The sequence below is a fragment of the [Actinomadura] parvosata subsp. kistnae genome, from assembly GCF_900323885.1.
Taxonomy (GTDB): domain Bacteria; phylum Actinomycetota; class Actinomycetes; order Streptosporangiales; family Streptosporangiaceae; genus Nonomuraea; species Nonomuraea composti.
The window spans coordinates 231974-245391 of the sequence record NZ_OOHJ01000015.1 but is presented as its reverse complement, the minus strand read 5'-3'; the positions used below and the strand labels follow the sequence as shown (position 1 = coordinate 245391).

Annotated in this window: 14 protein-coding genes; 5 read left to right on the top strand and 9 right to left on the bottom strand. The window is 71.0% G+C overall.

The window, feature by feature from the left end; translation table 11 throughout:
• Window positions 1-26 precede the first annotated feature (26 nt).
• Both KIS93_RS15780 and KIS93_RS15775 read right to left on the bottom strand, forming a co-directional pair.
• On the bottom strand, window positions 27-536 hold the full coding sequence (locus KIS93_RS15780) for a hypothetical protein (RefSeq protein WP_080036861.1): 510 nt from the start codon (window positions 534-536) through the stop codon (window positions 27-29).
• A gap of 79 nt (window positions 537-615) precedes the next feature.
• Complete coding sequence (locus tag KIS93_RS15775; protein WP_155126510.1) at window positions 616-1602, bottom strand: M1 family aminopeptidase; 987 nt, start codon at window positions 1600-1602, stop codon at window positions 616-618.
• 81 nt (window positions 1603-1683) lie between these two features.
• Between KIS93_RS15775 and KIS93_RS15770 the strand changes: the two genes are divergently transcribed.
• On the top strand, window positions 1684-3213 hold the full coding sequence (locus KIS93_RS15770) for an ISL3 family transposase (protein ID WP_155126513.1): 1530 nt from the start codon (window positions 1684-1686) through the stop codon (window positions 3211-3213).
• Window positions 3214-3888: 675 nt separating this feature from the next.
• On the top strand, window positions 3889-4800 hold the full coding sequence (locus KIS93_RS15765; protein WP_080046490.1) for an NHL repeat-containing protein: 912 nt from the start codon (window positions 3889-3891) through the stop codon (window positions 4798-4800).
• 11 nt (window positions 4801-4811) lie between these two features.
• Here the strand turns inward: KIS93_RS15765 and KIS93_RS15760 are convergent, their stop codons facing one another.
• From KIS93_RS15760 to KIS93_RS15745, 4 genes are all read right to left on the bottom strand, one after another.
• Window positions 4812-5567 (bottom strand): chitosanase, encoded by a 756-nt coding sequence (locus KIS93_RS15760; protein ID WP_281261968.1) that lies wholly within the window; start codon window positions 5565-5567, stop codon window positions 4812-4814.
• Window positions 5568-5638: 71 nt separating this feature from the next.
• Complete coding sequence (locus tag KIS93_RS15755) at window positions 5639-6244, bottom strand: FMN reductase (protein WP_080036864.1); 606 nt, start codon at window positions 6242-6244, stop codon at window positions 5639-5641.
• Window positions 6245-6277: 33 nt separating this feature from the next.
• Window positions 6278-7399 (bottom strand): LLM class flavin-dependent oxidoreductase, encoded by a 1122-nt coding sequence (locus KIS93_RS15750; RefSeq protein ID WP_080036865.1) that lies wholly within the window; start codon window positions 7397-7399, stop codon window positions 6278-6280.
• Window positions 7400-7545: 146 nt separating this feature from the next.
• Entirely contained in the window at window positions 7546-8082 is a 537-nt protein-coding gene (locus tag KIS93_RS15745) for a CGNR zinc finger domain-containing protein (protein WP_080036866.1), read from the bottom strand.
• Between the two features lie 93 nt (window positions 8083-8175).
• Between KIS93_RS15745 and KIS93_RS15740 the strand changes: the two genes are divergently transcribed.
• Window positions 8176-9450 carry an MFS transporter gene (locus KIS93_RS15740; protein ID WP_080036867.1) on the top strand — a complete coding sequence of 425 codons (1275 nt, stop codon included), beginning with the start codon at window positions 8176-8178 and terminating at the stop codon, window positions 9448-9450.
• Here the strand turns inward: KIS93_RS15740 and KIS93_RS15735 are convergent.
• Both KIS93_RS15735 and KIS93_RS15730 read right to left on the bottom strand, forming a co-directional pair.
• Window positions 9437-10087: a Rossmann-fold NAD(P)-binding domain-containing protein gene (locus KIS93_RS15735; RefSeq protein ID WP_080036868.1), complete on the bottom strand. Its 651-nt coding sequence runs from the start codon at window positions 10085-10087 to the stop codon at window positions 9437-9439. The two genes, KIS93_RS15740 and KIS93_RS15735, sit on opposite strands and share 14 nt — an antisense overlap.
• 78 nt (window positions 10088-10165) lie before the next feature.
• Complete coding sequence (locus KIS93_RS15730) at window positions 10166-10897, bottom strand: IclR family transcriptional regulator (protein ID WP_080036869.1); 732 nt, start codon at window positions 10895-10897, stop codon at window positions 10166-10168.
• A gap of 71 nt (window positions 10898-10968) precedes the next feature.
• Between KIS93_RS15730 and KIS93_RS15725 the strand changes: the two genes are divergently transcribed.
• Together KIS93_RS15725 and KIS93_RS15720 are read left to right on the top strand one after the other, a co-directional pair.
• Window positions 10969-11334 (top strand): metal-sulfur cluster assembly factor, encoded by a 366-nt coding sequence (locus tag KIS93_RS15725; RefSeq protein ID WP_080036870.1) that lies wholly within the window; start codon window positions 10969-10971, stop codon window positions 11332-11334.
• Entirely contained in the window at window positions 11331-12317 is a 987-nt protein-coding gene (locus KIS93_RS15720) for an amidohydrolase family protein (protein ID WP_080036871.1), read from the top strand. The genes KIS93_RS15725 and KIS93_RS15720 overlap by 4 nt, the downstream gene beginning before the upstream one ends.
• Here the strand turns inward: KIS93_RS15720 and rodA are convergent.
• Window positions 12276-13412, bottom strand: coding sequence for a rod shape-determining protein RodA (gene rodA / locus KIS93_RS15715; protein ID WP_080036872.1), 1137 nt, complete (start codon window positions 13410-13412; stop codon window positions 12276-12278). The two genes, KIS93_RS15720 and rodA, sit on opposite strands and share 42 nt — an antisense overlap.
• Window positions 13413-13418 lie beyond the last annotated feature (6 nt).

The window sequence follows — 13418 nt, the reverse complement described above, 5'->3', positions numbered from 1 at the left end:
CCGCATTCTGCCAGGCCACGCGCGGCTCATTCGCGGTACATCGGCCGCGTGGTGTCCTCGGGGCTGTTGTACGGCGGCAGGTACGGCGACTGCGACGGCGACGCCGTGCCCCAGGCGGACTCGTAGGCGACGGGCTGCTCGGCCAGGTCGCGCACCGAGCCCCGCCAGCGCGACGGGAACAGCGAGACGACCAGCAGCGTCACCCCGACCACGGCCAGCAGCCCGGAGTGGGCCGTGGTGGTGAAGCCGCTGCGCAGCACGCCCGGCAGCAGGTCCAGGGGCAGCAGCCGGACCCGGGTGAACATCTCCGCGAACGGCAGGACCCCGGCGGCGGCGAAGGCCAGGCCGCCGAGCAGCGAGGCCACGGGCGACAGGCGCGAGCCGGCCAGGAAGGCCAGGACGACCGCCGTCGCGGCGAGCACGCCGACCGCGACCCAGGAGATGCGGAACGCCTGCTGCGCCTGAAGGGTGAGGTCGCCGACGCCGTACCAGAGGCCGGCGGCGACGAGGGGCGGGAGGAGCAGTCCCGCGACCACTCCCAGAGCGTGACGGGCACCGTTTGACATGATTAACCCCGTTTGTTTGGCTCTGTCCCAACCTACTCGCCGGGGTCGGTCAGCGGGGCGTGGTCTTGGAGTCCAGCCACGTGTTGATGTGCTTGGTGAAGTTCCTGCCGGTGTGCTCGTTGATCCACTTCACGAACGCGGCCCTGTCCTGCGTGGTGTTGCGGTGCTCCTGCGGCCACGCCCTGGTCATCGCCCAGAACTTCTTGTCGCCGAGCCGCTTCCTGATCTCGTGCAGCATGATCGCCGGGCTGTAGTAGACGTTGCTCTGCCCGAACGCGTCACGCCGGTACTTTCCGGGCGGGCCGTTCTCCCGGCGCAGCTCGGCGTCGTAGGCGCGGATGTTGGAGATGAACGCGTCGATCGTGCCGTCCTCGTGGTCGGCGTACCACTGCATCTCGAAGTACATCGCGAAGCCCTCGTTCATCCACATGTCCCGCCAGGTGCGCGGCGTGACCGTGTCGCCGAACCAGTGGTGCGCCAGCTCGTGCGCCACCACCGACGGCTCCATGTAGCGCGGGCCGAGCGCCACCATCTGCTGCGTCTCCATGCCGGAGTCGCTGGTGGCCACCAGCCCCGCGCTCGGGAACGGGTACGGGCCGAGCTTCTTCTCCAGCCAGCGCAGGATCGCCGGCATCCGCCGCGCGACCGGAAGCTGCTTGCGCACGTCCTGGGGCCGGATCCAGTACGTGATCGGGATCCCGCGCGGCCCCTTGTCCGTGAACATCCGGAACTTGTCCGCCGCGAACAACGTCAGGTAACTGGCCACGGGGTCGGTCGACTGCCAGCGGAACGTGCTCGACCTCCCCTCGGTGGTCTTGCCCTTGTATGTCCCGTGCGCGACCCCCGACCACCCCTTCGGCACCGTGATCGCCACGTCGTACAGCGCCTCGTCCGACGGATGGTCGTTGACCGGGAACCACGTGAACGCCCCGAACGGCTCCTGCAGCGCCCACGCCCTGCCCCCGCCGCCGATGCGGAAGCCGAGCATGGAGATGTCCTCGCGCCGCTGCTTGGCGTCCACGGGCGGCTCTGCCAAGATTCCTGTGGTGACAGAAGGTGCTGTTCCATCCACACTCCGCTGCTCTGGATGAGACCGTGAACGGTGTGCAACCGTGACATGGTGAACGTGCTCTTCCCGCACCTGGCCGCGGTGGAGATCGAGCAGGTGGATCGTCAGGACGGCCAGATCCGGGTGGTGGCCCGCACGCGAGGCGATCCGGTGTGCTGCCCCTCGTGCGGGACGGCCACGGGCAAGGTGCACGGCTATCACCGGCGCCGCCTGGCCGATCGCCCGGTGGACGGGCTGCCCGTGGTGATCGAGCTGAGGTTACGACGCCTGGTGTGCATCAACCTGGACTGCGCGCGGCAGACCTTCCACGAGCAGGTGCCGGGTCTGGCCGGCCGCTACGGACGTCGCACGGCGGGCGCGACGGCGCTGGTGATCGCATGCGCGCTGGCGCTGGCTGGGCGAGCCGGCGCATCTCTCCTGGCCACGATCGGGCTCCTGCTCAGCCGCACCAGCGTGCTGAGCACCTTGATGGCACTGCCGGAGCCGCCGTCGACCGTCCCGGCGGTGATCGGCGTGGACGACTTCGCGATCAAGCGGGGTCAGCGGTATGCCACCATCATCATCGATGCCGTCACCCATCGCTGCCTGGACGTGCTGCCCGATCGGCTCGGCGTCACCTTCGCCCACTGGCTGCAAGCGCATCCCGGAGTCCAGCTCATCTGCCGGGACCGCTCGGCCGCGTACGCGGCCGGCGCCCGCGACGGCGCGCCGCAGGCGGTGCAGTGTGCCGATCGCTGGCACCTGCTCAACAACCTCAGCGAGGCCGTCGAGAAACTCGCCCTGGCCCACCGGGGCTGCTTCCGCGACATCGCCACCGGCCAGGGCCGCGACGAAGGCCCCACCGTACGGCGCACCCGCAGCCGGTATGCGGCCATCCACGCGCTGCTCGGCCAGGGCGTGACGAACAACGAGATCGCCCGCCGGCTCCACCTCGCCTTGAACACCGTCAAGAAGTACGCCCGCGCCCCACACGTCGAGCAGCTGATCGGCGGCTCGAAACGGGGTGCCACGCTGGTCGACCCGTTTCGTGACTACCTGCGCAGCCGCCGAGCCGCCGAACCCGGCGTGACCGTGTGGGCCCTGCTGCGGGAGATCAAGTCGATGGGGTACCAGGGCGGCTCCACGCTGCTGTATCGCTACCTGGGCCAAGGACGCGCCGAGGACGCTCCGGCGCCGCCCTCACCCCGCCGCGTCGCCAGCTGGATCATGACCGACCCGGCCCACCTCAGCCCCGGCCGCACGACCCGGCTGCAGGAAGTACTGGACTGCTGCCTGGAGCTGAAGCAGGCCACCGAGCATGTACGCACCTTCGCCGACCTGCTCACCCAGCGCCAGGGACACCGGCTGGACGACTGGATCGCCGACGTTCGCGCCGGCGATCTGCACCCCTTGCGCTCCTTCGCCGAAGGACTGCTCATCGACCACGACGCCGTCGTCGCCGGTCTCACCCTGCCCTACAGCAACGGCCCCACAGAAGGCGTGATCAACAAGATCAAACTGCTGAAACGGCAGATGTACGGGCGAGCCGGTCTGGCCCTGCTCCGAAAACGGATACTTCTCACCATCGCTAGTAATTGAGCGTTACCACGGGAATCTTGGCAGAGCCCCACGGGCTTCGGCCGGCCGTGGTAGCGCACGGTCACGACCGTGCCCGCGTCGGCCTCGATCGGCTCCGGCAGCGGGACGGTCAGATCGTCGTACTTGCGGGTCGCCCGCACGCGCGTGCCGTCGACCGTGACCTCGTCCACTTTGAGCGCGCGCCCGAAGTCCAGCTTGACCCGGTTGATGGGCCGGGCGGCCCGCACCGTGAGCCTGGCCGTGCCGGTCAGCGTGCGGGTGCCCGGCTTCCAGTCCAGCGCCAGGTCGTAGTGGAGCACGTCGATCGACGGGTCGCCGTAGGCCGGGTAGACGGGGTCGGCGACCGGGCGCGAGCGGCCCAGCTCGTACGCGGCCAGGTCGACGGCGGGGCGCTGCCGCTCGACCGGGCTCGGGGTGAGAGACGTGACCGCCGGCTTCGGTGGCGGCGCCGGCGCGCTGCAGGCCGAAACGGCCAGGATGGCGGACATCAGGGGTAAAAGGGGCCTCCGCATTCGCGTCAACGTAGTGACGGCCGTGCGAGGATGACAACGCTTTTTCCCGTTCCGTAATCGGGAATGCGGCACTTCCTGAAATGTCAGGACCATTTCTGAAAGGTCGCTGTGAAGGCACGGGAAGGTCTTTGCCCCGGCCGGTCCCTTGGGCATCGTGGGCCGCATGAGATCCGCGATCCTGAAGACCGCGCTCGGCAGTGCCATGCTCGTCGTCCTGCTCGGCGGGGTGCCGGCGCAGGCCGCGACGAAGCCCGACACGTTCCCGCTGCCCAACGGGTTCCAGCCGGAGGGCATCGCGATCGGGGGCCGCTACGCCTACTTCGGCTCACGCGCCACCGGTGACATCTACCGGGCCGACCTGCGCACCGGGCAGGGCGGCGTGATCAGCAAGGGGCCGGGCACGCCGTCGCTCGGGCTCAAGACCGACGGCCGCGGCCGGCTGTTCGTGGCGGGCGGCAACGCCGGCAACGCCCGCGTGATCGACCTGCGCACCGGCGCGGTGCTCAAGTCGTACCAGCTCGCCACCGGCACGTCGTTCGTCAACGACGTCATCCTCGCCGGCCGGGCGGCCTACTACACCGACTCCGCCAACCCCGTCCTCTACAAGCTGGAGCTCGGACGCGGCGGCGCGCTGCCCGCCGAGGCCGTGAAGATCCCGCTCAGCGGCGCGATCCAGTACACGACGGGCAACAACGCCAACGGCATCGCCCCGAGCCCCGACGGCCGCTCGCTGCTGATCGTCCAGTCCAACACGGGCAAGCTGTTCGAGGTGGACCCGTCCTCCGGCGTCACCACCGAGGTGGACCTCGGCGGCGAGTCGCTGGTCAACGGCGACGGCCTGCTCCTGGCCGGCCGCACCCTGTACGTCGTCCAGAACCGCCTCAACACCGTCGCCGCGATCGCCCTGACCCGCGACGGCGCCTCCGGCAAGCTCATCAGGCGGCTGACCGACGACCGCTTCGACGTGCCCACCACCGTGGCCGCCCACGGCCGCCGCCTCTATCTGCCCAACGCCCGCTTCACCACCACCCCGACGCCCGACACGACGTACGACGTGGTGAGCGTCAAGCCCTGACGCGCCCGCCCCTACTTCTTGATCGTGTACGAGTCCCCGTACACCTTCCAGGTCAGCGGCGGGTTCAGGTCGAGGTTGCCGTTCTTGAGGAACACCCGCTGCATCGTGTCGACGCGGGTGGTGTCCTCGTGCGCGTCCTCGGCCTTCATCGCCGTCTTGCGGGCGTCGAGGAACGCGTTCAGGTACGTCACCTCGTTCCCGCCCTGGGCCGGCGGCTTGGCCTTGCCCAGGGCGGCCTTCCTGATGCCGCCGAAGCTCAGCTTGTCGTTGCCGGGGCCGTGCATGACCATGGCGTCGTAGTAGACGAACTGGCCCAGCGCCCGCAGCCCGTCCTTCTGCGCCTGCGTGACGGCCGGGTTGAAGTAGACGCGGTCGCGCTCGTCGTTCTGGGCCTGCTGGAAGACCGGATCCTTGGCGGCCGTCTTCCAGTCCTTCGGGAAGTTCGGCTCCAGGCCCTTGTGGGAGTCGGTGCCGTTCACCTTGCGCAGGGCCGGCAGGTACTTCGCGAGGACGTTGTCCGGCTTGCGCTCGGTGTAGAGCTCGACCAGCTCCAGCATGTCGCCGGTGCCGGAGCAGAAGCCGATGATGCCCGCCGTGTAGCCGCGCTCGTCCTTGATGTCCTCGATGTAGCCGTACTGGGCCTTCCAGTCGAGCGAGGAGTTCTCCGCGCTGGACACCAGCCGCATGGCGATGTCCTTCTTGTGCGGGTCGGTGAGAGCCGGCGAGGAGACGGTGAGGGAGAGGGCCAGGAGCGTGGCGGTCAGCACAATACGTCTCCGTTCGTTAGGAAAGGTTCCTAACGGACCATACTCCTGAAGCCCGCCCTGCGGGACGAAAACTACTCGGTCCGGCGAAGCGCCGCGAGCTGCTGCTCGAACGGCACGACCTCCTCCACGGTCTCCTCCGCACGCGGAGCCCGGTGCAGCAGCAGGTCCGCCAGCTCCTGCGCGGCACGGCCGATGCGCTCCCCGAGCCCGTCGGTGAACGCGTCCCGGCCGCCGCCCCAGTCCTCCGCCGCCGCGTACACGGCCGTCGGGACGACCACCGCCCGCAGGTACGCGAACAGCGGCCGCAACGCGTGCTCCAGGGCCAGCGAATGCCGGGCGGTGCCGCCGGTGGCCGCGATCAGCACCGGCTTGCCCGTCAGCGCGGTGTTGTCGAGCACGTCGAAGAACGACTTGAACAGGCCGCTGTACGAGCCGCTGAAGATGGGCGTGACCGCGATCAGCCCATCGGCCGCCGTCACGGCCTCGGCCACCTCGCGCAGGCGGGTGTTCGGGAAGCCGGTGACGAAGGCGTTCGCGATGTCCACGGCCAGGTCGCGCAGCTCCACCACGCGGACCTCCACCTCCGCCCGCTGCGCCACCGCCTCGGCCAGGCGGTCGGCGAGCAGGCGGGTGGAGGAGGGCTGCGTCAGCCCCGCCGTGACGACGACGAGCTTCATGGTTCTCCTTCGAGGACGTGCTTGTCGGGTGGGTCAGGCGCCGACGGGCGCTTCGGGAGCGTCCTCGACGGCGTTCTTGGCGGCGTTCTTGGCGGCGAGCAGGGACGCGTGGGTCGGCGCGTCGGGCACGTCGGCCGGGCGGTCCTTGGCGAACTCCTTGCGCAGCACCGGCACGACCTCCTCCCCGAGCAGGTCGAGCTGCTCCAGCACGGTCTTCAGCGGCAGGCCCGCGTGATCCATGAGGAAGAGCTGGCGCTGGTAGTCGCCGAAGAACTCCCTGAACTCCAGCGTCCGGTCGATCACCTGCTGCGGGCTGCCCACGGTCAGCGGCGTCTCCGCCATGAACTCCTCCAGCGACGGCCCGTGACCGTACACGGGGGCGACGTCGAAGTACGGGCGGAACTCGCGCACCGCGTCCTGCGAGTTCTTGCGCATGAACACCTGCCCGCCCAGCCCCACGACGGCCTGCTCCGGGGTGCCGTGGCCGTAGTGCGCGTACCGCTGCCGGTAGAGGCTGATCAGCCGCATGAAGTGCTCCTTCGGCCAGAAGATGTTGTTGGCGAAGAAGCCGTCGCCGTAGTAGGCGGCCTGCTCGGCGATCTCGGGGCTGCGGATCGAGCCGTGCCAGACGAACGGCGGCACCCCGTCGAGCGGGCGCGGCGTGCTGGTGAAGCCCTGCAGCGGCGTACGGAAGCGGCCCTCCCAGTCCACGACGTCCTCGCGCCACAGCTTGTGCAGCAGCGCGTAGTTCTCGATCGCCAGCGGGATGCCCTGGCGGATGTCCTGCCCGAACCACGGGTACACCGGGCCGGTGTTGCCGCGGCCCAGCATGAGGTCCACCCGGCCGTCGGCCAGGTGCTGCAGCATGGCGAAGTCCTCGGCGATCTTCACCGGGTCGTTCGTCGTGATCAACGTCGTGGCGGTCGACAGCTGCAGCCGCTCGGTCCTGGCCGCGATGTAGCCGAGCATCGTCGTGGGGGAGGACGGCACGAACGGCGGGTTGTGGTGCTCGCCCGTCGCGAAGACGTCGAGCCCGACCTCCTCCGCCTTGAGCGCGATCGCCACCATCGCCTTGATCCGCTCGTGCTCGGTCGGGGTCCGGCCGGTGGTGGGGTCCGTGGTGACGTCGCCCACACTGAAGATTCCGAACTGCACTTTAGTCACCAACCCTGACTGTTGAATCTTTGACGGCTATGGTAGCGTCCGCACCCCCTCAGATATTCCACCACGCACCAGACGTGCTGCGAGCGTGGGAAAGGTGGCGATCGGGGCGGGCGGGGAAGGCTCCGGCCGTCGGGTGGTCAGGCGTGCCGGCGGGCGCGGAAGGCCGCGGCCTTGGCGCGGTTCCCGCAGCCGCGCATGTCGCACCAGCGGCGCGTGCGCCGGTGGGAGGCGTCGATGTAGAGCCGCGTGCAGGGATCCGCCTCGCACTCCCTGATCAGCCCGGCCTGCGGCCCGCCGAGCAGCTCGACCGCCGCCCTGGCCGTACTGGACAGCGCCGCCCGCAGGTCGCCACCCCGCACCACCCCTTGCTCACCGAGCAGCACACTCGCCGGCGCGGGCCGGGCGGCGTCGTTGAGCGTGTCCCGATCGGCCGCCTCGGCGGCTCCTCCGGTACGGGCGGCGCTCGCCAGCCGGTAGATCGCCTCCCGCAACGCCCGCGCCCCGGCCAGATCGTCCTCGCTCACCTCGGGCGGCACGTCGAGCAGCCCGGCCGCCACCGTCCAGCGGGCCAGGTCGGCGGGCGTGGCCAGCATGTCGATCCGCGCACCACGCCGGTGCCCGACGGTGCCGGCCAGGTCGAGCCCGAGGTTGCCGCTGATGAAGGTGAAGTCCATGACCCCGATAGTAACCGCGTTGACAAGTTACTTTCGAGCCTGCCAGGGTGAGTAACCGCCATCTCCGGTTACTTCCTCCGAAAGGCGGACCCCATGACCATCACGCAGCAGCACGGGCGAAACCTGTCGTCTGACCAGCGGCGCTCGTACGGGCCCCGGCACCGCTGGGTCGTGCTGTCCGTCGGGGTCGGCGCGCAGGCCGCCTTCTCCGCCATGTTCTCCGGCATCCCCGTCACGGGCGTGGCGATGCGGTCCGGATACCACCTGTCCACGGAGGCGCTCGGCCTCGTGCTGGCCTGTATCGGCCTCGGGGTGGCGGCCTCCGACATCGTGTGGGGCCTGCTCACCGACCGCTTCGGCGACCGGCGCGTCCTGCTCACGGGCCTGACCTCGACCGGCGCGCTGCTCGCCGTCATGGCCGCCGCCGTGACCCCGCAGGACGGCGCGGGCGTGGCCCTGCTGGGCCTCTGCCTCGCCGTCGCCGGCGCGCTCGGCGGCAGCGTCAACGGCGCCTCCGGCCGCGCGGTCATGACCTGGTTCGGCGAGGGGGAGCGCGGCTTCGCGATGAGCATCCGCCAGACGGCCATCCCCGTGGGCGGAGCGGTCGGGGTGGCGGTGCTGCCATGGCTCGCCGGCTCGTACGGCTTCCGCGCCGCCTACGCCGTACCGGCCGCCTTCTGCCTCGCCGCCGCCGCGGCCACCTGGCGCTGGCTCCACGAACCCACCCCACCGGCCACGCCTGCCGCCCCCGGCACCACGCCCGCCACCTCCGGCACCCGCTCCCCGCTGCGCCGCTGGGACGTGTGGCGGCTGGCGCTGGCGGGTGCCCTGCTGACCGTCCCCCAGTTCGCCGTCCTCTCCTTCACCGCGATCTTCCTGCACGACGTCAAGGGCGAGGGCGCCTTCCTGGCCAGCCTCACGGTCGTCATCGCCCAGCTCGGCGGCGGCGCGGCCCGCATCTGGACCGGCCGCCGCACCGACCGCACGGGCGGCCGCCGCACCCACATCAGGGCCATCGGCGCCCTGGCCGGCCTCGCCATGGCGGGCGCGGCGGTGCTCACCGGCGCGCCCACCCCGCTCACCGTCGCCGCCCTGGCCGTCGGCGGCGTGCTGGCCAACGCGTGGCACGGCGTCGCCTACACGGAGATCGCCGCCATGGCGGGCGCCGACCGCGCCGGGACCGCTCTCGGGCTCCTGGGCACCACGTTGTTCGCGACGGGTTTCGTGACCCCGCTGCTCGTCCCGGCGGTCGTCGCCCACGCCTCCTGGGCGACCGTCTGGGCTCTGGCGGCCGCGGCCTCGTTCCTCGCCGTCCCCCTCGCCCCGGGCGCAGCGAGGGCCCGCCGCCCGACGTTCAGAGCGCGTTGATGTCGGCGGGCCCGAGTATCCGCTTCGCCGCACCCCGCTCGGCCACCGCGATCATCGCCCGCCCGATCTGCTCGGTCGTCGTCATCCCACCCCCGAACACCCGCCGCAACACGGGGAACAACGGCCGCGTGATGACGTAGGCCGCCCGGTAGAGCCGGGTACGCGACCGCACGCCGTGCATCGGCTGCACGAACCCGGGCCGGAACATGTAAGCCTCCAGCGGCAGCGCGAGCAGCGCGTTCTCGGTCTCGCCCTTCACCCGCGCCCACATGGCCCGCCCGTGGGGGTCGGTGCCGGCGCCGGACACGTACACGAACGTCGACCCGGGGCTGAGCCGCGCCAGCGTCTCACCCACGGACAGCGTGAAGTCGTAGGTGATCCGCCGGTACTCCTTCTCCTTCATCCCGGCCGACGAGACACCGAGGCAGAAGAAGCACGCGTCGTACCCGCCGAGCTCCCCTTCGACAGGCGCCAGGTCGAGCAGGTCGTCGTGCGGAACCTCCCGGAGCTTCCGGTGCGAGACCCCGGTGGCCGCCCGCCCCACGGCCAGCACGGCACTGACCCGCTCGTCGAGCAGGCACTCCCTGAGCACCCCCCGCCCGATCATGCCGGTCGCCCCGAACAGGATCACCCTCATACCGCGCCCCCTTTCCAGGTGCAGCAGAAACCAGGACCCGGTCCGTCCCAGTATTCACGGTGCGCGGCGGGCAGGGGGTCATCCCAGGTCTCGGACGGCCTGGGCGAGGCGGATGCGGGCGATCGCCGGGATGGACAGCCCGCGGGTGGAGATGCCGATGGCCCAGTCCGTGCCGGGGACGACGGCGCCGGCGCACGCCACCTGCTCCCTGAACTGCCCGTGCTCCTCCACCACCTGCCCCGGCCGTAACCGGGCCAGCTCCTCCTCGACGTCCTCGACGCTGGCCGGGGTGGAGGAGGTGAAGCGGCGCAGGCCGTACCCGGTCAGGACGCCGCGCCGGGTGCGGGGCGGGAGGGAGAGCAGCAGCGCCTTGCCGAGCGCGGTGGCGTGCGGCGCCGTCTCCAGGCCCGCCTGGAGGTCCTCCAGGTACGGCGAGCGCGGCCCCTCGGCCACGTCCACCACGACCAGGCGCCCTTCGGAGAGCTGGGCCAGGTAGGCGGTGTGGCCGCTGGCGGCGGCGAGGTGGCGCAGGACGGCGGCGGCGTGGGGCGGCCGCTGGAAGGCCTCCAGCATCTCGTGGAAGCGCTCGGCCACCTGCGAGCCGAGCGTGTAGTCGCCGTCGGGCCGCCGGTGCAGGTAGCCCTCGTAGGACAGGGTGCGGACCAGGTGGTAGGAGGTGGACAGGTTCAGGCCGCAGCGGCGGGCGATGACCTTGACCGACAGGGGCCGGTCGGAGCGGGAGACCTCCTCCAGCACGCGGAGCGCGCGGGAGACGCTGCGGATCAGATCGCTGGGTGGTTCGCCGGTCATCCACCAAGCATCTGCGCCATCTGAAAACAGGACGCCTACCCCAGAAGGCACACCCGTCCGACGATGAGGTCATGCCGGAGATACCGCAGTGGGCCAGTGAGGCGCTGTCCGGGGTCTACGACCCGTGCTGCAGGGAGAAGGGCATCTCCGTCGTGGAGATGGGTCTGGTCAGGTCGGTCGAGGTGAGCGGCGGCCGGGCCCGCGTCGAGCTGTTGCTGACCTCGGGCTGGTGCCCGTTCGCCGCCAGGGTGCTGACCGAGGTGAGGGAGCGCATCGAGGAGCAGCCCGGCGTCGAGCGGGCGGAGGTCGAGGTGGTGTGGGACGAGGTGTGGACGACGGAGCGGCTCTCGCCGAGGGCGGCCCGGATGCTGCGCTTCCTGCCCCCGCCCGCGCAGGTGCCCGACAAGGCGGCCTACATCGGGAGGGAACTACGGTGATCGACGACTTCTTCGTGTTCGACAGCGTGGCCCACGTGCTCAACTTCGAGCCCAAGAACGCGTTCGGCCCGGCGGGCCAGATGTTCTCCAACCACCTGTACGCCTTCCACACGACGCTCACCCCGGAGGGGGAGACGACGCTGCCGCAGGAGGAGTTCCTGCGGCAGTGGACGATCGAGGACATCCGCCGCATGGTGTTCGAGGAGTCGGACACGGACATGCTGGTGGCGATGCCGCTGCCGCTGACCGACCTCTACCATGACGGCCTGTCGCCGTGGCAGGAGTGCGCGGAGCTGGCGGCCCGCGACCCGGACCGGACGGTGTTCTGGGGGTCGGTGAACCCGCTGGAGGGCCGCCGGGCGCTGGACCTGATGGAGCGGCAGGTGGGGGAGTACAACGCGCGGGCGTTCAAGCTGTACAACGTGCGCTACGACTACGGCTCGCCGTACCCGTGGCGCATGGACGACCCGAGGGTGGCCTTCCCGGTCTTCGAGAAGGCGCAGGACCTGGGCGTGAACCTGATCGGCGTGCACAAGGGCGTGCCGCTGGGCCCGCAGCCGATCGAGCACACGCAGACGTGGGACATGGACGGCGCCGCCGCGAACTTCCCCGACATCAACTTCGTCATCTTCCACGTCGGCCTGCCGTTCCTGGACGAGACGTGCTGGCAGCTCGTGCGTTACCCGAACCTGTACGCGGACCTGGCGGCGACGATCAACTTCATCGTGCGCGCGCCGAGGATGTTCGCCGAGATCATCGGCAAGCTGCTCTTCTGGTGCGGCGAAGACAAGATCATCTACGGCTCGGAGGCGCCGATCTTCCATCCGCAGTGGGCGCTGAGGGCGTTCAGGGACTTCACGATCCCGCAGGACCTGTGCGACGGCTACGGCTACCCGCAGCTCACCGACCAGGCCAAGCGCAAGATCCTGGGCGAGAACCTGCTACGGCTGCACGGGCTTGCTCCGGTGCACGGCCTGAAGTAGCCCGACCGCCACCAGCCCCGCCACCGTCGCGGAGCCGCCGTACGAGACGAACGGCAGCGGCACCCCCACGATCGGCATGAGCCCCATGGTCATGCCCGCGTTCATGAACGTCTGGAACCCCAGCCACGACACCAGCCCGCCCGCCAGCACGACCCCGTACGGCGAGGCGGCGTGGCGCGCGATCGACAGCCCGCGCCACAGCAGCACGAACACGGCCAGCAGGATGAGCGCGGCCCCGGCGAACCCGAGCTCCTCGCCCGCGACCGTGAAGATGAAGTCGGTGTGCTGCTCCGGCACGAAGTGCCCGGCGGTCTGCTCGCCGTTGAACAGGCCCTTGCCCGACAGCCCGCCGGAGCCGATCGCGATGCGGGCCTGGGCGGCGTTGTACCCCACGCCGCCCGGGTCGGCGCCCGGCCGTACCAGCACGAGTAGCCGTTCGAGCTGGTACGGCCGGACCAGCCCGAGCCGCCACGCCGCCGCGCCGGCCGCCGCCGCGCCCGCAAACAGCACCAGCAGCCACCGCTTGGGCGCCCCCGACACCAGCAGCGCACCCGACACCATGGCCGCGAACACCATCATCGTGCCCAGGTCCGGCTGCAACGCGATGAGCCCGATGGGCGCCGCGGCCAGCGCCAGCGCCAGCAGCACCACGCCGAACCCGGGCCGCCGCCGCCCGTCGCGCAGCTCCGCGAGCGGCACCGCGAACGCCGGCGCCAGCGCCAGCTTGGCCAGCTCGGACGGCTGGAACTGCACGCCCGGCGCCAGGACGATCCACGAGTGCGCCCCGTTGACCCGCACGCCGAGCGGGCTGAGCACCGCGGCCAGCGCCGCCAGCGCCAGCACGTACGCCAGGGGCACGTACGCCCGCAGCACCCGCAGGTCGACCCGGGAGACCAGCCACATGAGCACGAGCCCGCCCCCGACGGCCACGGCCTGCCGCACGAGCAGCGCGTGCCCGCCCGCCATCCGCGTGGCCGACCACACCAGCAGCAGCCCGGTGCCGGACAGGGCCAGCGCCAGCAGCGTCAGCAGCCGGTCGGGCGGCCCCAGCGCCGGCGCCCACACCAGCCGCCTCTTCCCAGCGACCGCGATCATCGCCGC